19 protein-coding genes are annotated in these 18,002 nt (G+C 35.2%); 6 read left to right on the top strand and 13 right to left on the bottom strand.

What is annotated here, in order from left to right:
• Positions 1–4 precede the first annotated feature (4 nt).
• The 4 genes from IRZ99_RS11830 (at position 5) to IRZ99_RS11815 (ending at position 2,621) form a co-directional block, all read left to right on the top strand.
• On the top strand, positions 5–769 hold the full coding sequence (locus IRZ99_RS11830) for an enoyl-CoA hydratase/isomerase family protein (RefSeq protein ID WP_194657453.1): 765 nt from the start codon (positions 5–7) through the stop codon (positions 767–769).
• Between the two features lie 340 nt (positions 770–1,109).
• Positions 1,110–1,286, top strand: coding sequence for a hypothetical protein (locus tag IRZ99_RS11825; protein ID WP_194657452.1), 177 nt, complete (start codon positions 1,110–1,112; stop codon positions 1,284–1,286).
• Between the two features lie 31 nt (positions 1,287–1,317).
• Positions 1,318–1,767, top strand: a complete 450-nt coding sequence (locus tag IRZ99_RS11820; protein ID WP_194657451.1) for a 6-carboxytetrahydropterin synthase — start codon at positions 1,318–1,320, stop codon at positions 1,765–1,767.
• A gap of 110 nt (positions 1,768–1,877) precedes the next feature.
• Positions 1,878–2,621: a UDP-2,3-diacylglucosamine diphosphatase gene (locus IRZ99_RS11815; protein WP_026983567.1), complete on the top strand. Its 744-nt coding sequence runs from the start codon at positions 1,878–1,880 to the stop codon at positions 2,619–2,621.
• A gap of 4 nt (positions 2,622–2,625) precedes the next feature.
• Here the strand turns inward: IRZ99_RS11815 and IRZ99_RS11810 are convergent, their stop codons facing one another.
• From IRZ99_RS11810 to IRZ99_RS11765, 10 genes are all read right to left on the bottom strand, one after another.
• Positions 2,626–3,834, bottom strand: a complete 1,209-nt coding sequence (locus tag IRZ99_RS11810) for a cytochrome c3 family protein (protein WP_194657450.1) — start codon at positions 3,832–3,834, stop codon at positions 2,626–2,628.
• 83 nt (positions 3,835–3,917) lie between these two features.
• Entirely contained in the window at positions 3,918–4,274 is a 357-nt protein-coding gene (locus tag IRZ99_RS11805) for a hypothetical protein (RefSeq protein ID WP_194657449.1), read from the bottom strand.
• Positions 4,275–4,426: 152 nt separating this feature from the next.
• Positions 4,427–5,290: a carboxypeptidase-like regulatory domain-containing protein gene (locus IRZ99_RS11800; protein ID WP_194657448.1), complete on the bottom strand. Its 864-nt coding sequence runs from the start codon at positions 5,288–5,290 to the stop codon at positions 4,427–4,429.
• A 165-nt stretch (positions 5,291–5,455) separates the two neighbouring features.
• Positions 5,456–6,376: an alpha/beta fold hydrolase gene (locus IRZ99_RS11795; protein ID WP_194657447.1), complete on the bottom strand. Its 921-nt coding sequence runs from the start codon at positions 6,374–6,376 to the stop codon at positions 5,456–5,458.
• The gene (locus IRZ99_RS11790) at positions 6,376–7,656 is read right to left on the bottom strand and encodes an MFS transporter (RefSeq protein ID WP_194657446.1); all 1,281 of its coding nucleotides are present in this window, start codon (positions 7,654–7,656) and stop codon (positions 6,376–6,378) included. The genes IRZ99_RS11795 and IRZ99_RS11790 overlap by 1 nt, the downstream gene beginning before the upstream one ends.
• A complete protein-coding gene (recJ, locus tag IRZ99_RS11785) occupies positions 7,646–9,346 on the bottom strand; it encodes a single-stranded-DNA-specific exonuclease RecJ (protein ID WP_194657445.1) in 1,701 nt (566 codons plus the stop codon). Before recJ ends, IRZ99_RS11790 begins: the two co-directional genes overlap by 11 nt.
• Positions 9,347–9,483: 137 nt before the next feature.
• Complete coding sequence (locus IRZ99_RS11780) at positions 9,484–9,828, bottom strand: HopJ type III effector protein (protein ID WP_194657444.1); 345 nt, start codon at positions 9,826–9,828, stop codon at positions 9,484–9,486.
• Positions 9,829–9,854: 26 nt separating this feature from the next.
• Positions 9,855–10,730, bottom strand: a complete 876-nt coding sequence (locus IRZ99_RS11775) for a hypothetical protein (RefSeq protein ID WP_194657443.1) — start codon at positions 10,728–10,730, stop codon at positions 9,855–9,857.
• A 27-nt stretch (positions 10,731–10,757) separates the two neighbouring features.
• Positions 10,758–11,477: a 16S rRNA (cytidine(1402)-2'-O)-methyltransferase gene (gene rsmI, locus IRZ99_RS11770; protein ID WP_026983559.1), complete on the bottom strand. Its 720-nt coding sequence runs from the start codon at positions 11,475–11,477 to the stop codon at positions 10,758–10,760.
• Between the two features lie 109 nt (positions 11,478–11,586).
• A complete protein-coding gene (locus IRZ99_RS11765; protein WP_194657442.1) occupies positions 11,587–12,666 on the bottom strand; it encodes a hypothetical protein in 1,080 nt (359 codons plus the stop codon).
• Between the two features lie 237 nt (positions 12,667–12,903).
• Between IRZ99_RS11765 and IRZ99_RS11760 the strand changes: the two genes are divergently transcribed.
• Together IRZ99_RS11760 and IRZ99_RS11755 are read left to right on the top strand one after the other, a co-directional pair.
• Positions 12,904–13,494 carry a thymidine kinase gene (locus tag IRZ99_RS11760; protein WP_026983557.1) on the top strand — a complete coding sequence of 197 codons (591 nt, stop codon included), beginning with the start codon at positions 12,904–12,906 and terminating at the stop codon, positions 13,492–13,494.
• A 20-nt stretch (positions 13,495–13,514) separates the two neighbouring features.
• Positions 13,515–13,961 (top strand): hypothetical protein, encoded by a 447-nt coding sequence (locus IRZ99_RS11755; protein WP_194657441.1) that lies wholly within the window; start codon positions 13,515–13,517, stop codon positions 13,959–13,961.
• A 378-nt stretch (positions 13,962–14,339) separates the two neighbouring features.
• Here the strand turns inward: IRZ99_RS11755 and rpoN are convergent, their stop codons facing one another.
• The 3 genes from rpoN to IRZ99_RS11740 all read right to left on the bottom strand — a co-directional run bounded on the left by rpoN (position 14,340) and on the right by IRZ99_RS11740 (position 17,980).
• Positions 14,340–15,800, bottom strand: a complete 1,461-nt coding sequence (gene rpoN, locus IRZ99_RS11750) for an RNA polymerase factor sigma-54 (protein ID WP_072969726.1) — start codon at positions 15,798–15,800, stop codon at positions 14,340–14,342.
• A gap of 147 nt (positions 15,801–15,947) precedes the next feature.
• On the bottom strand, positions 15,948–17,393 hold the full coding sequence (gene asnS / locus IRZ99_RS11745; protein ID WP_072969724.1) for an asparagine--tRNA ligase: 1,446 nt from the start codon (positions 17,391–17,393) through the stop codon (positions 15,948–15,950).
• A gap of 278 nt (positions 17,394–17,671) precedes the next feature.
• Positions 17,672–17,980, bottom strand: a complete 309-nt coding sequence (locus tag IRZ99_RS11740) for a hypothetical protein (protein ID WP_194657440.1) — start codon at positions 17,978–17,980, stop codon at positions 17,672–17,674.
• Between the last annotated feature and the right edge of the window lie 22 nt (positions 17,981–18,002).

Raw genomic sequence — 18,002 nt, 5'->3', positions numbered from 1 at the left:
TTTTATGAGTTTAGAAAATCAAAGCGGTTCTTTATGTACGAGTTTTCAAAATGCCGTTGCGACGGTGCAATTTGGTCATCCGGCGAGTAATTCTTTTCCGCGTGAATTGTTGAATCGATTGACATTGGAAATTAACGATTTATGCCGAAATGAAGCAGTTTCGGTAATTGTTTTGCAGAGCGAAGGTTCAAAAGCTTTTTGTTCCGGCGCTTCGTTTGATGAACTTTTGCAAGTGGAAAATGAGGAGCAGGGAACGGAGTTTTTCTCGGGTTTTGCACATTTGCTAAACGCCATGCGAAACTGTTCTAAATTAATTGTGGGCCGCGTTCAGGGAAAAGCCGTTGGCGGCGGCGTTGGAATTATTGCGACTTGCGATTATGTTTTGGCTACGACTGAAAGTGCGATTAAATTATCGGAACTGGCTATCGGAATTGGACCGTTTGTGATCGAGCCGGCTGTTTCGCGTAAAATTGGTAAAACGGCTATGACAGAAATGACATTGGCAGCAACTGATTGGAAATCGGCAACATGGGCTTTGGAAAAAGGACTTTATGCTTCATTACATACTGCAGAAGAATTGGATGCTGCGGTAGAAAATTTTGCTCAAAAACTGAGTTCGTACAATCCGGAAGCTTTATTCGAAATGAAGAAAATTATTTGGGAAGGCACAGAACAATGGGAATCGATATTGATTGAACGCGCTGCCATTACGGGGAAATTGGTTTTGTCTGATTTCGCTAGAAATGCTTTGACACAGTTTAAAAAATAAAATATTGCGAATAGTTTAAACACATAGAGACATAGTTTGGATTGTGTTGAGAGGAGGCGTTTCACTTGCTTTAAAACACATAGCTATGTGTGAAAGCTAGCTTTTTTAGTTATCTTTTTTTAAAGCTGAGAATCTATGTTTCTATGTGTTTAATTTTTTTGGCACAGATTGCACAGATTAAAAGGATTAATCTTTTTAGTCCTTTAATCTGGAACAAATATTTTTAAGATATTTTATGCTATGTGTGAAAAGCGAGCTTTTTTCAATTTCCTCTTTACAAAGTATAAAACCTATGTTTTCTATGTGTTTAAATTAAATTTCACTCCATAATAAATTAAGTATGAGAATTATTCCTTTAGTTGTTCAGGTTGATGTTGCGGAGAAAATGAAGAACGCTCCCGATGGCGGTTATCAGATAGGAGTGATCATTGGATCGTTTATTCCTTTCGTGATTTTAATCGGAATTGCGTACTGGATGTATAACCGTGCCAAAAAAAGAGATGAAAACGGTTATTAATTCGTAAATTTGCAACCTAAAATTCAAATCGATGAGTAATATCAGAATTACAAAACAATTTAACTTCGAAACCGGGCACGCTTTGTACGGTTACGACGGAAAATGCAAGAACGTTCACGGGCACAGTTATAAATTATCGGTAACGGTTATTGGTTCGCCAATCACGGACCGGTCGAATGTGAAATACGGAATGGTAATTGATTTTTCGGATCTAAAGAAAATTGTAAAAGAAGAAATCGTCGATCAGTTTGATCATGCAACCGTTTTTAACGAAACAACTCCGCATATCGAACTGGCAAATGAATTGAAAAACCGCGGACATCACGTAATTTTAGTAGATTACCAACCAACCAGCGAAAATATGGTGGTTGATTTTGCAGACAGAATTATCGCAAGACTTCCTGCCGGAATTACATTATTCTCTCTTAAACTTCAGGAAACAGAATCGTCGTTTGCAGAATGGTACGCTTCAGACAACTAGTCGAAAGTCTAAAGCCTAAAGCCTAAAGCCGAAAGTCGAAAGTTTCCAAACAGAAATCAAAAAAGTCTAAGACCTAATATTCTAAGAAGTCTCACAATCTAAAAATCTAAATGAAAAAAATATATTTTGCTTCTGATCAGCATTTTGGTGCTCCAACTCCGGAGTCTAGTTTACCGCGCGAAAAGAAATTCGTGGCCTGGCTTGATGAGGTAAAGGAAGATGCAGAAGCTATTTTTTTGTTGGGTGATTTGTTTGATTTTTGGTTCGAATACAAAACCGTTGTACCAAAAGGTTTTGTGCGTATTTTAGGCAAACTGGCTGAGATTCGCGACAGCGGAATTCCGATTTACTTTTTTGTTGGAAACCATGATTTATGGATGAATGATTATTTTGAAACCGAGTTGAATATTCCGGTTTATCATGATAATAAAGAATTTACTTTTAACGGGAAAACCTTTTTAATTGGTCACGGCGACGGAAAAGGTCCTGGTGATAAAGGCTATAAAAGAATGAAAAAGGTATTTACGAATCCATTTTCAAAATGGCTTTTTCGTTGGCTGCATCCTGATGTTGGTGTTAGTTTGGCGCAATATTTATCCGTTAAAAATAAACTGATTTCAGGTGACGAAGATGTGAAATTCTTAGGAGAAGAAAACGAATGGCTGGTGTTATACGCCAAACGTAAACTCGAGACCAAACACTACAATTACTTTATTTTCGGTCACCGCCATTTACCTATGATTATTCCGGTTGGAGAAGAATCCAAATATGTGAATTTGGGCGACTGGATTGGTTATTTTACTTACGGTGTTTTTGACGGCGAAACTTTTGAATTGAAGAAATTCGAAAAGTAAATCTTTATTTAGCCGGATAAATTCCAATTTTATGCGTTCTCAAAATATAGTTCGACAATTGTTTGCTATCTGAAAGCTGAAATTTAATCGCACCCGATGATTTTTTCGGCATATGACATTCTACACAATTATTGGCCAATAGACTTCCCGACATTGTTTTAAGTGTTTTATCAGAATGTTTTCCACCTGCTTGGTGACAACTCATGCAAATTTTAGAGTAAGAAGTTAAGTTTTTAGAAGCATTTTCGTGTGGATTATGACAGGTAATACAATCCATTTTTTCGCTGTTGATGAAACATTTACTTTGCGCCATCAAACGAAATTGATTTCCGTGAACGTCAAACGTAGCGGTGTCTGTAACGCTTCTTGTACTTCTGTAAAATTCCGATAAATTATCTCCTGGTTTAAAATCAAAACGCGATTTCAATTTCATTCCGTCATTTCCGCCGTGACATAAGGCACAGGCATCTAATTTTTGTTGTCTGTTTAAGGTTTTCAAGCTGGTAATGCTGTTGGCCACTTTTACGTTTGGATTTTTAAGATGAAATTCGGCGTGTTGTTTGGCCGGGCCATGACAACGTTCACAATCAATTCCATAAACTATAGTTTTAGGATCAATTATATCTTCAACATCCATTGACATAAAATTTCTTTCAGCAGAATTTTGCTCAACACTACGACTGCTGGCATTTGAAGCATGACACGAATAGCAATCTTTAACCACCATTCGGTCAAAGTAAGGTTTGTTAGCAGGAAATCCCGGGCTTGTGGCCCAGCCTTTTATAGAATGGTAATAAGAAATGGGTAGTTCGTAGGTATTCTTGTTTCGCCAATAAACAGATGTTTGGGCATGTTTAGCGCCAAAAACAATATCAAAACGATGTGCTTCAACTTCTTTTCCGTTTTTGTATAAAACCTGATAGAGGCTGTCGTTGCGTTTTTCTATGACTAATTTGGTGTTTTTATCGTAGATGAAAGTATGATTTCCTTTGTCGAAATCACCCAGAACATTTTCTAAAGAGGCAGGAGCAGTTGCTTTGAAATGCGAACTTTTTAAAGCCATGTCATATTGGGTCTGATGACACTGAATACAGCTTTCGGAGCCGGCATAATCGGTCCCGCGAGGGTCAATATACTCATCTGATTTGTTGGAGCAGTTGGATAGAAAAACGGCTAAAACAGTAATGGCAAAAAGAATTCGTAATTTTTTCATTGCTGTAAATATACTTTTTTCTGAAGAAAATAAAAATATATCTCAATTATGAAAAAAAGGAGTTAAAATCTTTAGAATATTTCTTAATTCATCCCAACACCGTAAACATATTCATCCAGTTCAATTCGGAATAAAGAGCCTTCAACCAAATCTTTTATCGATTTCAATTCTTTTATAGAAACAGCTAAATCAATTTGGGCGCAAGGCGTTTTGAGTAAGAATTTGTGACAGGAGTTTTTTAGTTCACAAGCTTCGCAACAGGCATTTTCGATCATGCTGTCTTCGATCAAATCACAAAAGTAATTCAGTTCCTGAACTGTAAAATAGAATCCGGTTTCTTTAAAAACCAATTGTACTTTATCAGTAATGGTTTCGTTCTCCTTTTTCCAGTAAAAGGAAATTCCAAAATTGTTATGGTATAATTGTTCTATTTCTCTCATTGCCATCCATTATTTCAACAAATATAAATATTATTTATATTAATTCTAAATAGAAAATCATAAAATTTGGAAAAAATGTTTCACCATATAAGTCATGTAAGAAAATTAAGTTTGGCTTTAAATGCTTATATGACTTATATGGTGAAGTAAAATTATTGGCACATAGTATTGAGGTAGAAGGTAAGGCTTTGGCCGCTTTTGTACCAGGTGCTCCTATTTCTTTCTCTGGAAAAACTGGTTTCAGTTGGTGCTACCGCAGTTGAAATCGCGAAGAATTTGCTTTTTTCATCTTTCTTTACGCTTTCTATCCATTGGATGGTTACGGCAATTTCTCCCATTTCTTTATCTAAATAAATATCATACGGTTTTAGATCTAAGGTATATAATCCTCGAAATCCATCCTTTACTTCAAAGAGAATGTCTTTTTCGACAATAATTTTTGATGGTAAATCATTTTCGACTTTGTAAAAGTTTAATCTGAATTTGACTGTTTTAAAGTCATTTGCTGTAATGTTGAAATTAAAATCATTGACCTTACAATCTTTTTTAATTTTGAATTGCATTCCTTTTTCTCTGCTCAATCGGTCATCAATGGTTTTATCCATTGCGTAGAAAAAATTAGCATGCATAAGGGAAAGACCTTTTGCGCTTCGGCCAAATTGTTTCGATCTTGGTTTTTTGAATTGTACTACCACTTCTTTTAAAGTGTTTTCAGAAGGTTCCAGAATTATTTTATTATGGTCTGATTTCAGTTGACTGACCAGTATTTTTTTAGTCTCAAAACCAATATGCGAAAATACAATCGTATCGTTCGGAGTGACTTTGTCATTCAATTTTAAATTGAAATTTCCTTTTGCGTCTGAAATCGTTCCGGTATTTTTATTCGAAATACCGATATTGACATAATCTAAATTTGAGTTGTTTTTGGCATCTTTTATTTCGCCGGAAATTGAATTTTCCTGAGCCGTTATTCCAAAAGTAAGCAAGAAGAATAGGAGAGTAATGTTATATTTCATTTACAATTAATTTTCTTATAAAGAAATGAAATAAGTTGGCTGTTCAAAATTACTTTATCCTAAGTTTAACATTTTCAATGATTTGAATTTATTAAGCATAAATAAAATGATTCCGAAAGACTGTTTGTTATAAATTTTATAATAGGATAATGGGTTTGTAGAATTTTATTTAAGCCATTTCTTAATATTTTGAAGAAACTCATTTTGCTGATCGACAAATAAATAATGCGAACAGTTTTCCAATAATACAAAATGATTTTGCCCGGCTATACCTTTTATAGAATTGATTTGTGCCGATGAAAAAACACCATCTTCTTTTCCGTAAATCGCATAAATAGGAATTCCGTTTTTCTTTATTTTATTTAAAGATTGTCTGGTTTCAATGTTGTTTTGCTTTTCATTTTTGTAGAAAAGGAATGGGGCGTTTTTGTTTCGAATATTCGTTTTGAAGAAATCGCTTGCTTCATAATCACTGTACAGTTTTTTTGAAGCTTCCGTTGGATTGGGCATCTTGAAATAATTATTTTCACTTGCCAAATCAAAACAAGCTTTTCGATATTCAGCAGAATTTTTACTGAGCTTTTCGATTGCCTTTATTTTCGATAACTGAGTTGTATCTTTTTTAGCGGTTGCAATTTTTGTAACCGAATTTAAAATATGATCATAGGTTTCCTGTTGGGAAAATAAGGCCCCAACCATGATGAGGTTACTCACGTTTTGAGGATATTTCTCTGTATAAAGTGTGGCGACCAAACCGCCAAAACTGTGCGCCAGAAGTGTGGCTTTTTTGAGATTGTACTTTTTGTAAATCAAATTTAAATCGTCAAAGGCTTCTGCATAGGTAATTTTAGCTTCAGGATCAGCAGATCTTCCTTCGCCTCTTCGGTCATAGATAATCACGTAAAATCCTAAGTCAGCTAATTTTTGAGCAGTTGTACCTTCAAATAAAGTGGAGTTCCCGCTTGGACCGCCATGAATAAAAATTAGGACTTTCTCTCTTTGGTTTCCGTACGTTTTGATGTAGAGGTTTTGTCCGTTTGCGAAAAGGGAAATGGTGAAAAAGAAAGCCAATAATAATTTTTTCATTATTCCATATTTTGATGATCTTCCATATCTTTTTGAAGATCTAAGTTTCTAAAAGTAGGCGATGCTACTCCAAAGCCTAAAACAGTCAATAAGGTCATACTTCCTCCGAAAACTACCGAAGTCACTGTTCCCATTAATTTGGCTGTTAAACCGCTTTCAAAAGCGCCTAATTCGTTTGATGAACCCACGAACATAGAGTTTACTGCGGCAACACGCCCACGCATATGATCGGGTGTTTTAAGCTGTAAAATCGTTTGGCGTATTACTACTGAAATTCCATCAGCAACTCCGCTTAAAAACAGCGCCACAACAGATAACCAGAAAATAGTTGAAACTCCAAAAACAATAATACAAAGTCCGAAAATAAAAATAGCAATCAAAAGTTTCATTCCGGCTTTTTTATATAACGGAACGTAAGCTGAAATCAGCATCGTAATAAAAGCACCAATCGCCGGTGCAGCTCTTAAAACACCAAAACCTTCCGGGCCGACTTTTAAAATATCCTGTGCAAAAACAGGTAATAAAGCCACGGCACCACCAAAAAGAACAGCCACCATATCAAGAGAAAGTACTCCCAGAATAGTTTTATTATTGAAAACGAATTTGATTCCTTCTTTTAAACTTTCCATAACCGGTTCACCAATCTTTGGATTCAAAATAGGTTTTTTCTCGATTTGAGTTAAAGCAATTAAGGCTGAAACAGAGAAACCAACAACAAGACACATTGACCAGTGAACTCCTATCCAATTGATAGAAAACCCAGCAACTGCTGGTCCTAATACCGCACCAATTTGCCAAACTGAACTACTCCAGGTTGCAGCATTTGGATAAGCTTTTTTTGGTACAATTAAAGATAAAAGCGAGAATATCGTTGGGCCAAGAAAAGCACGAACCAATCCGCCAAGAAATACTAGAAAGTAAATCGAGTATAAAATAAGATCATGTGATGCATCTCCGACAACTGCAGGCCAGGTCAATAAAAACAATCCGAAACTGATGATTGAAAATCCTAAAATACACCACACCAACATTCCTTTTTTCTCTCTTTGGTCGACAATATGTCCGGCAAATAAGGCCATCGAAACTGCTGGAATTACTTCCATCAAACCAATTATTCCAAGTGAAAGCGGATTCTTGGTTATGCTGTAAACTTCCCATTCAATAACAATAAATTGCATTGACCAGGCAAAAACCATGGCAAAACGCAATAATAAAAACATATTAAATTCTCTAAAACGCAGTGCCTGATACGGGTCGGCTTTTTTTATTTTATCTTTCATTTGGTCTAATATCTTTTAGCATAAGTTGAGTAGACACATTTCCGTTCCACTCGTTTTCAGCAATGGTATAAGCTAGCTGAAAAGTATTTTGATTTTTTGTAATATTTAATTTTTTTCCAAGTCCGAAGCCAATTGCAGCAATTCCTTCTGAGTTATATTGTTTCGCAAAAAGCCTCAAATGTTCATCCTCAGAACCCAGTGTTTTGGCATAACCTGTATCTTTTATATCGGTAGTCATAAAAACGGGTGTCATATTCTGAGGGCCAAAAGGCTCGAATTGTTTTAAAATCCGAATGAGTTTTGGAGTAATGTCTGAAAAATTAATCTCGGCGTCGATTTCAATTTCCGGAGTTCGCATTTCAGGTAAAATAGTTTCTTCGACCTGTTTTTCAAAAGCTTCTTTAAAAGTTTTATAGTTTTCTGCTTTCAACGTCATTCCGGCCGCGTACATATGACCTCCAAATTGTTCCAAATGGTGAGCACAGGCATCCAAAGCATTGTAAACATCAAAACCTTTTACAGATCTTGCCGAAGCTGCGTATTTATCACCGCTTTTAGTGAAAACCAAAGTCGGACGATAATAGGTTTCGATCAGTCTTGAGGCGACAATTCCGATAACACCTTTGTGCCAGTCTTCCTGAAAAACCACCGTTGAAAAACGTTCCTCTTCCTGATTTTCTATAATTTGCTGAAAAGCTTCTTTGGTGATTTTCTTGTCTAAATCTTTTCGGTCAGCGTTGTATTGTTCAATTTCTGAAGCAAATTGCTGCGCCTGATCAAAATCAAATTCGGTTAACAATTCAACAGCATGATTACCGTGTTTGATTCTTCCTGCCGCATTTATTCTTGGAGAAATAATAAAAACTACATCAGTAATATCTAAAACTTTCTTTTTTACCTGATGCACCAAAGCTTTAATTCCCGGTCTTGGATCGCTGTTAATTACCTGCAATCCGAAGTAAGCCAAAACTCGGTTTTCACCTGTTATCGGAACAATATCTGCCGCAATGGCCGTAGCCACCAAATCCAGATACGGAACCAGATCTTCGATGGTTTCGTCTCGATTTTGACCTAAAGCCTGAATCAATTTAAAGCCAACACCGCAACCGCACAATTCATCGTAAGGGTAGGAGCAGTCTTCTCGTTTTGGATCCAGAATAGCAACAGCATCCGGCAGCGTATTTCCAGGTCTGTGGTGATCACATATAATAAAGTCAATGTTTTTTTCTTTCGCGTAGGCGATATGATCAATCGATTTTATTCCACAATCCAATGCAATAATCAACGAAAATCCGTTATCATCGGCAAAGTCAATTCCTTTAAAAGAAATTCCGTAACCTTCGTCATAACGATCCGGAATATAAGTGGCAATATTGGGGTAATGCGATTTCAAATAGGATGAAACCAAAGAAACAGCCGTTGTTCCGTCAACATCGTAATCGCCAAAAACCAAGATATTCTCCTGATTTTCAATCGCCGACTCGATTCGGGCAACTGCTTTATCCATATCTTTCATTAAATATGGATTGTGAAGATGATCTAATGAAGGGCGAAAGAAATTTTTGGCATCTTCGAAAGTTTCAATGCCACGCTGAATCAAAAGGGTTGCTACAAAATCTTCTACATTTAAGGCCTGCGCCAAATGTTTGATTTTATCTTCAGAAGGTTTTGGTTTTAATGTCCAACGCATTGTCGATTTTAGATTTTAGAGTGTTGATTTTAGATTTCTGAAATCAACAATATTGTTTGTCAAATCGAGCGGAGTCGAGATTCTTATTAGTATAAAAGGGCTTCGACTCCGCTCAGCCTGACAGACATAATGATATTTTATTTTAGCTCAAGCGCATTCCCTTCAAACTTAATCCCGTCCCAGCCTAAGTTGATGAAGTTTCTGATGTTTTGGTGGTTAATTCCGTTTGGATCTCCTAAAACTTCTTCGAAATAAAAAGCACCGAAACACGCTAAAGTTTCTTCTTTGTTTAAGTTTTGCAATTTTGCGAAAGAAAATAATTTACAAGAACCTGAGTTTTCTCCGGCTGCATTGTGCTGGGTTCCGTTTTGAAAAGTAGTTGGAGTAAAATTGTAGTTTTCTTCAATTACTGCAATAGTTTCCGGGAATGTTATTTCGTTTGGAGTTTGTTTTACTTTTTCTAAAAAGGCTTGGATGCTCATGATATTAATGCTTTTTTGGTATTTTTTTATAATGAAATATGATATTTGTCCAAAGTATTTAAAAACCAACTTGAATGGTTTTTCCAATTTTTGTCTTTGTTCAATTTGTTAATTACTATTTGATTGTATTTTTTGTTTCTCTGTTCTAAAAGTAATTCAATAAAAGAATGAAAATAGAAAATTTCGTTTTCTGTTTTGAATATAGTTTTCGGAAACTGATTTTCTAAATAATAGTTTAATTTGTCACTGTAAATCGCAGAATAATTTTTTTTAAGGTATTCAAAAGCATAAAAATTGTTTTTTTGCAATGCTAACGTTTCAATTCGGTTTAAATAACTTTCTTCAAATTCTCTGTTTTGAAAACATCTACTATATAAAAGCCAATAAATATCTTTATCACTATAGATAACCAAACTATCGATTTTTTTCATAATCACGTCAGTTTTAACCGCTTTTGCCATAGCAATTTCTCGTTCATTTTCAGTAGTAATTCCATCTAAAGCATTGATCCTGATTTTATTCCAATATTCATGATAGATTATTGAAGAAATTGGTTCATTGTCTATTTGACAACCTTCAAATGTTTCAACATATTGATTACGATTTAGTTCATTTCGAAATAGTTTTTGAACATCTACTTTATTAGTAGTAATGGCTTCTATACTTACATAAGTTCTAATAACAGGATTTTCACTTTCGGTCAATTCTATAAGTTCCGATTCAGATAATATATTTTTTAATTTTTGAAAATTCAGATATTGTATTGATTTCTCGCAAGCAATACCAACACAATCTGAATGTACTGAATTAACTTTTATAATGGAATTAATCAGTTGTTGCTTTGTTTGACTAAAGCAAAAATTAATTAAAAAAAGTAATCCAATTAGAGATAATTGTTTCATGATATTTTGACTAAAGAATAGTAACAGTTACTCTTCTTCATCCTTAGAAAACTTACTTTTCTTAGGCTCTTTTATTATTGTTTTTCCGGCAACCACCACAACGATTTCACCGCGTGGTGCTGTTTTTTCAAAATGGGTTAAAACTTCTCTTGCGGTTCCTCTCACATTTTCTTCGTGCATTTTTGATAATTCTCTTGAAACGCAAACTTGTCTGTCTTCCCCAAAATACTGAATAAACTCCGCTAAAGTCTTAACGAGTTTGTGTGGAGAAACGTATAAAATCATCGTTCTTGTTTCTTCGGCTAAAGCCAAAAAACGGGTTTGACGTCCTTTTTTATCAGGCAGGAAACCTTCAAAAACAAATTTGTCATTTGGCAGTCCGCTGTTGACCAAAGCCGGAACAAAAGCTGTTGCTCCCGGTAAACATTCTACTTCGATTTTATTTTCGACACAAGCGCGCGTCAATAAAAATCCAGGATCAGAAATTGCCGGAGTTCCCGCATCTGAAATTAAAGCGATGGTTTCGCCGGCTTTCAAACGCGCAATTAAATTTTCGGTTGTTTTGTGTTCGTTGTGCATATGATGGCTGTGCATGTGCGTGCCAATTTCAAAATGCTTCAACAGTTTTCCACTCGTTCTGGTATCTTCGGCCAAAATCAAATCGACTTCTTTAAGAATCCGAATAGCACGAAAAGTCATGTCTTCAAGATTGCCAATTGGCGTTGGAACGATATATAATTTAGACATAGTTATTTATTTATAACACTAATTTCACGAATTTACACGGATTCTTAGTGTTTGTAAAAATTTCACAAATAAAAAATTTGTGCTAATTCGTGAAATCTGTGTTTTATTTTTATGAGAATTTTTTCTCTACAATTCCAAGAAAACGCTCAGCATAATCGTCTTTTCCTTCCCAATTGTTATAATCTGGTTTTACCATATTTTCGATAAATTCCTGCGCTTCTCCGTAAGTATCAAAAGTCAATAATTGATTTAAAACACGGCTGTAATCTTCAGCACTGTTTCCGAAAAGGTTTTTAGTGAAAGCAATTCGGTCGTTCAAATCAATATGAAAACCTTTTGCCAGTTTTTCGTTTAATGTTACCGCTTTTGGTTCAGCCGGTGTTTCCAGGATCTCTGTTTCAATTGTGGTCTCTTGAATTTCATTAAGTGATGGAAAAGAAGATGAAGGAACCGCTTCAAAACTGTCCACTTTTACAAACTGCGCATCGGCATAATTAATTCCGAAATCTTCAAATGCAAGAGGAAGCGGATTTGATTTTGATGTAGTTTGAATTTTTGGTTCTTCTTTCTCTTCAATTTTTTCTTCTGACTTATCTAATTCAAAAGCGGGTTTAAAATCCGGAATTGGGTTTATATCACTGCTTGTTTTAAACGAAAGATCTCTATTTGCTTCGATTGTCTTTTTAGCTTCAAGAACAGCTTCGTTGATTTTTTCAATAATTGGATCTTTAACACTTTCGACAGTTTTAGTTTCCTCAATTGTTTCAACTTCCTCCGTTTCAGTAACAGCTTCCGGCTCTTGAATTGTTTCAGCAATCGGTTCTTCGATAGCTTCTTCAGCAGGTTCCGGAGTTATTTCTTCCGGAATTTCAGCAACTATTTCTTCTGCAATCACTGGTTCAGGAGTTTCTTTAACTACAGTTTCTTCAGCAATAATTGGTGCATCTTCTTTAATTTCCGTCGGAGTTATTTCTTCTTTTTCAAAAATAGTTTCAATTTGAGAAGTGATTTCACCGTGGCTGATTGTTGGTTTTGCGCCTTCGAAGTTTTCGTCTATAAATTTTAAAACCGCCAGTTTCTCATATAATTTCTGCGTTTCAAGATACAATTGATTGATATCGGATTTGTTTTTAAGTTTTAAAATTCGATGTGCAATGCTGATTAAATCGGCTTCCAATTTTTTTTTCATAGCTGTTGAAATTATAGTGAATAGGGGTAATTTATATGTTTTGTAATTGAATGTCTTTATTACGGAAAGAAATCAACAAGATTTTTTTTTATTTCTGTTAATAAGCGATTGCGAATCTCCGATTTGATAAAAATTTTCTACTTTTGAAAAAGTGTAAAAACAGCAATTTTTCACGTCGATTTATTACCAGTACAAAGTAATAAAAACTATTCATTTTTAAAGGTAGAAAAATACAAAATGTTTCTCGAAAATACAGTAAATCACAAAGAACAATTTGGTTGGATTGAAGTTATTTGTGGATCAATGTTTTCGGGTAAAACCGAGGAGTTAATCCGCAGATTAAAACGCGCCCAATTTGCCAAACAAAAAGTCGAAATCTTTAAACCTGCTATTGATACCCGCTATCATGACGAAATGGTGGTATCGCATGATTCCAACGAAATTCGCTCGACTCCCGTTCCGGCAGCAGCCAATATTGCTATTTTAGCACAAGGATGCGATGTTATCGGAATTGACGAAGCACAGTTTTTTGATGATGAAATTGTTACCGTTTGTAATGATCTTGCCAATCAGGGAATCCGTGTGATAGTAGCAGGACTTGATATGGACTTTAAAGGAAATCCTTTTGGACCCATGCCGGCACTTATGGCTACAGCCGAATATGTGACTAAAGTTCACGCTGTTTGCACGAGAACCGGAAATTTGGCCAATTATAGTTTCCGTAAAACGGATAATGATAAATTGGTGATGTTGGGCGAAACGGAAGAATACGAGCCGTTGAGTCGTGCTGCCTATTATAATGCAATGAAAAAGAGTCAGGAGAAATAGATTTTAAGCCACAATCAACAATGCAGGACAAGAAAAATAGAAGAAAACAAAATATCCTAGTAGTAGGTGTAATTGGAGTTGCAGTGGCTTTAGCGGTTTATTTTCAGTTTTTTCTTTCTGAAACAACCGTTGAAACAAAAACTGAAGTAAAAGAAATAGTTTCAAAATACAATAAAAATTGTCCGCTGAAAATTCAGGAAGGCATTCGGTTAGATAGTGTAAGCTTGCCTAATTTACCTGACGAAAAAACGGTTCAATACAATTTGACATTGCTGAATGTAGAAAAAGAATCTGCAGAGATTGAGGTAATAAAGATTGAAATCGAAAAAAGTTTGATCAGTACTGCAAAAGAAAATCCAGGACTTCAGGTTTTTCGTGACAATGATTATACACTGGTTTATAGTTACAAAGACAAAAAAAATGTTTTTTTGTTTGATGTGAAAATATTACCGGATCAATATAAATAATTTAGAGATTTAGATATAAAAAACAAATCCGACAGATTTTAAATTTGTCGGGTTTTTGCTTTGTCTAAACTGGACTGAAGTCCAGCTCTACAATATAATATGTTCCTCCGGAACTATAAAGAGCCTTCGGCTCGAACCATATTGTAGGGCTGGACTTCAGTCCAGTTTATTTAGGGAAATTGATTTTTAAAATTTTCCGAATGATATAATAATTATACAAATTCTTGTAAATAACAAACCCGACAAATTCAAAAAATTGTCGGGTTTTGTTTTTGTATGCAAGTCACAAAAAAACCTAACAGGTTTTCAAAACCTGTTAGGTTTGCTATTTGGCATAATAAACTTAATTTATCTTAATCTCTTAATGTTAGAATAAACCTAAATCTTCTTCCTCATTCTCGCAACCGGAATATCCAATTGTTCACGGTATTTTGCAATCGTTCTTCTCGCAATCGGATACCCTTTTTCTTTTAAGATTTCTGCTAATTGATCGTCTGGCAAAGGTTTCTTTTTGTCTTCTTCTTCAATCGTATTTTTAAGGATTTTTTTGATTTCTAAAGTCGAAACATCTTCACCCTGGTCATTTTTCATTGCTTCAGAGAAAAACTCTTTAATCAGTTTTGTTCCGTATGGCGTCTCCACATATTTACTGTTGGCAACACGAGAAATCGTCGAAATATCCAATCCAACCATATCCGCAATGTCTTTTAAGATCATTGGTTTTAGTTTGGTTTCGTCGCCGTCTAAAAAGTATTCTTCCTGATAATGCATAATCGCATTCATCGTAACAAATAACGTTTCCTGACGTTGTCTGATCGCATCGATAAACCATTTAGCCGAATCCAGTTTTTGCTTGATAAACTGAACTGCATCTTTCTGAGCCGACGATTTATCACGAGAATCTTTGTACGTCTGCATCATTTCCTGATAATCCTTAGAAACGTGCAACGACGGAGCATTTCTTCCGTTTAAAGTCAGTTCCAGTTCGCCATCCACAATTCTGATGGCAAAATCAGGAACTACATTTTCTGTAACTTTATTGTTTCCGGTATATGATCCGCCCGGTTTTGGGTTTAATCTTTCAATTTCGTGAATCGCTTTTTTAAGCTGTTCGTTCGAAACCGCATATTTCTGCAATAATTTATCGTAATGTTTTTTGGTAAAAGCATCAAACTGATTCTCGATAATATCAATCGCTAAATCAACATATTCCGTTGGTGTTTTGTGCTTTAACTGCAATAACAAACATTCCTGTAAGTCACGCGCACCAACTCCCGAAGGTTCCAGTTCGTGAATAACATGCAGCATTTTTTCAACCATTGCTTCATCAGTATAAATTCCCTGAGTAAAGGCCATGTCGTCCACCATATCAGCAACGCTTCTGCGGATGTAACCCATATCATCAATACTTCCAACAAGGAATTCAGCGATTTCACGCTCTTCATCGTTCAGAATAAAAGTATTCAACTGATTGATTAAATCCTGATGAAAACTAATTGGCGATGCAAAAGGCGTTTCGCGTTCCTCGTCTTCACTATAATTGTTAACCTGAGTTTTATAATCCGGAGTATCGTCGTCGCTTAGATATTCGTCTATATTAATGTCGTCTGCTTCGATTCTGTCTGATTCTGCATCATCATAATCGTCGTAGTCTTCATTAGCGAATTCATCGGCTTCGTATTCGTCTTCTTTACCAGCTTCCAAAGCCGGATTTTCGTTCATTTCTTCTAATAAACGTTGCTCAAAAGCTTGCGTAGGCAATTGAATTAACTTCATCAGCTGAATTTGCTGTGGAGATAATTTTTGTGATAATTTTAAATTTAAAAATTGCTTTAGCATTTATTTTTGTTAAAAGTTTCAAGTTTCAAGTTTCAGGTTGCTGAACGTCGAACAACCTGAAACCTGAAACCTGAAACAAATATTATTATTTTAGTTCAAGTTCCAATAACTTGAAACCTGAAACTTGAAACTTTTTTAAACAAAAGATTAAAACTCTGCGTTTCCTGGAGTTCTCGGGAAAGGAATTACGTCTCTGATGTTGGTCATACCTGTTACAAACAATACCAAACGCTCAAATCCTAAACCGAAACCTGCGTGTGTTGCAGAACCAAATCTTCTGGTGTCTAAATACCAGTATAATTCTTCTTCGTCGATATCTAAGGCTTTCATTTTCTCTACCAAAACATCGTAACGCTCTTCTCTTTCAGAACCACCAACGATTTCTCCAATTCCTGGGAAAAGGATATCCATTGCACGAACCGTTTCTCTTCCAGGTTCTGTGTTGTCATTCAGACGCATGTAAAACGCTTTAATGTTTGCCGGGTAATCGTATAAAATTACCGGACATTTAAAGTGTTTTTCCACTAAATAACGCTCGTGTTCCGATTGTAAATCAGCTCCCCATTCTTCAATGATGTAGCTGAATTTTTTCTTTTTATTTGGAGTTGAATCTCTTAAAATATCAATTGCTTCTGTATAAGAAACACGTTTGAAATTGTTCTCCAAAACGAAATTCAATTTCTCTAACAAAGCCATTTCGCTTCTTTCTGCCTGAGGTTTTGATTTTTCTTCTTCTAAAAGCCTTCCTTCCAAAAATTTCAAATCGTCTTTACAGTTGTCTAAAGCATATTTAATTACGTACTGAATAAAATCTTCAGCCAAATCCATGTTGTCGTCAAGGTCGTTGAAAGCAACTTCCGGCTCGATCATCCAAAACTCTGCCAAGTGACGAGAAGTGTTTGAATTCTCTGCCCTAAAAGTTGGTCCAAAAGTATAAATCTGACCCAAAGCCATTGCGAAAGTTTCTCCTTCTAATTGTCCAGAAACCGTTAAGTTCGTTTCTTTTCCGAAGAAATCTTCTTTGTAATTTACTTTTCCGTCTTCCGTTCTTGGTGTATTGTCGAAAGGCAACGCCGTAACTTTAAACATTTCTCCTGCACCTTCAGCGTCAGAACCCGTAATGATTGGCGTATTTACATACACAAAACCTTTATCCTGAAAGTATTTATGAACTGCAAATGACAATACTGAACGCACACGCATAATGGCTCCAAAAGCATTAGTACGAACACGTAAATGTGCATTTTCTCTTAAAAATTCTAAAGAGTGTTTTTTAGGCTGCATTGGGAATTTCTCAGCATCAGAATCTCCAAGGATTTCAAGCGTTTTAACCTGAATCTCATATTTCTGACCCGCACCTTTGCTTTCAACCAAAGTTCCAATTACAGAAACTGCAGCTCCGGTTGTGATTCTTTTTAAAGTTTCTTCCGGTGTATTTTCAAAATCAACAACACATTGTATATTATTAATGGTAGAACCGTCATTAAGCGCGATGAACTGATTATTTCTAAAAGTTCTCACCCATCCTTTTGCATTCACTTCCTGTAGCGTCGTCGTACTGTTTAATAAGTCTTTAACTTTTGTGTGTTTCATTTTATATATAATGTTGAAATTAAATTATTTGTTGTGCAATAACTGCAAATATAAACGATAATTATTAAAATTAGAAGCTGTTTCCTGCTATCCGCTATATCTTTTTAGGCAGAACGTCTACGGTAAACGAGATATTTCCAATTGCCTAAAAAGGATACCGCTGCTATCAGGGCTAGGGCTCCAGTTTTCAAAAGAAGCAATTTTTGTTTTTTTGTCATTTCTCTCATTTTTGTCATTCCTCGTTCCTTGGAATGACAAGATTGTATTTCAATTCTTGTTTAACCTTCAAAATAGAAATAAAAAATCATTACAAAAAACATCACTGATAAAAAGGTTATTACTGCTGTGGTTAGAAAAGTACTATTGTTTATTTTTTTACCAAAAACTATTATCGTCTTTTTTGTCAATATCAATTTTAAAATAAATCTTGAAATTATGATATAGCAAACAATACTGATTAAAATAACAATAGAGCGAACCAGATTCATAATATTGGCTAATTCATTCAATCCAATGTCTTGTCCTTCAGCGTGACAATTTGTATTGTACAAAAATAAAAATGCAAGAGTTATTATACTTTTCTTCATCAATTTTTGTAGCCTTTTAAAT

Source organism: Flavobacterium sp. LC2016-12 (assembly GCF_015351595.1).
Taxonomy (GTDB): Bacteria; Bacteroidota; Bacteroidia; order Flavobacteriales; family Flavobacteriaceae; genus Flavobacterium.
The sequence above is the reverse complement of the archived record's forward strand: the minus strand, read 5'-3'. Positions and strand labels throughout refer to the sequence as shown.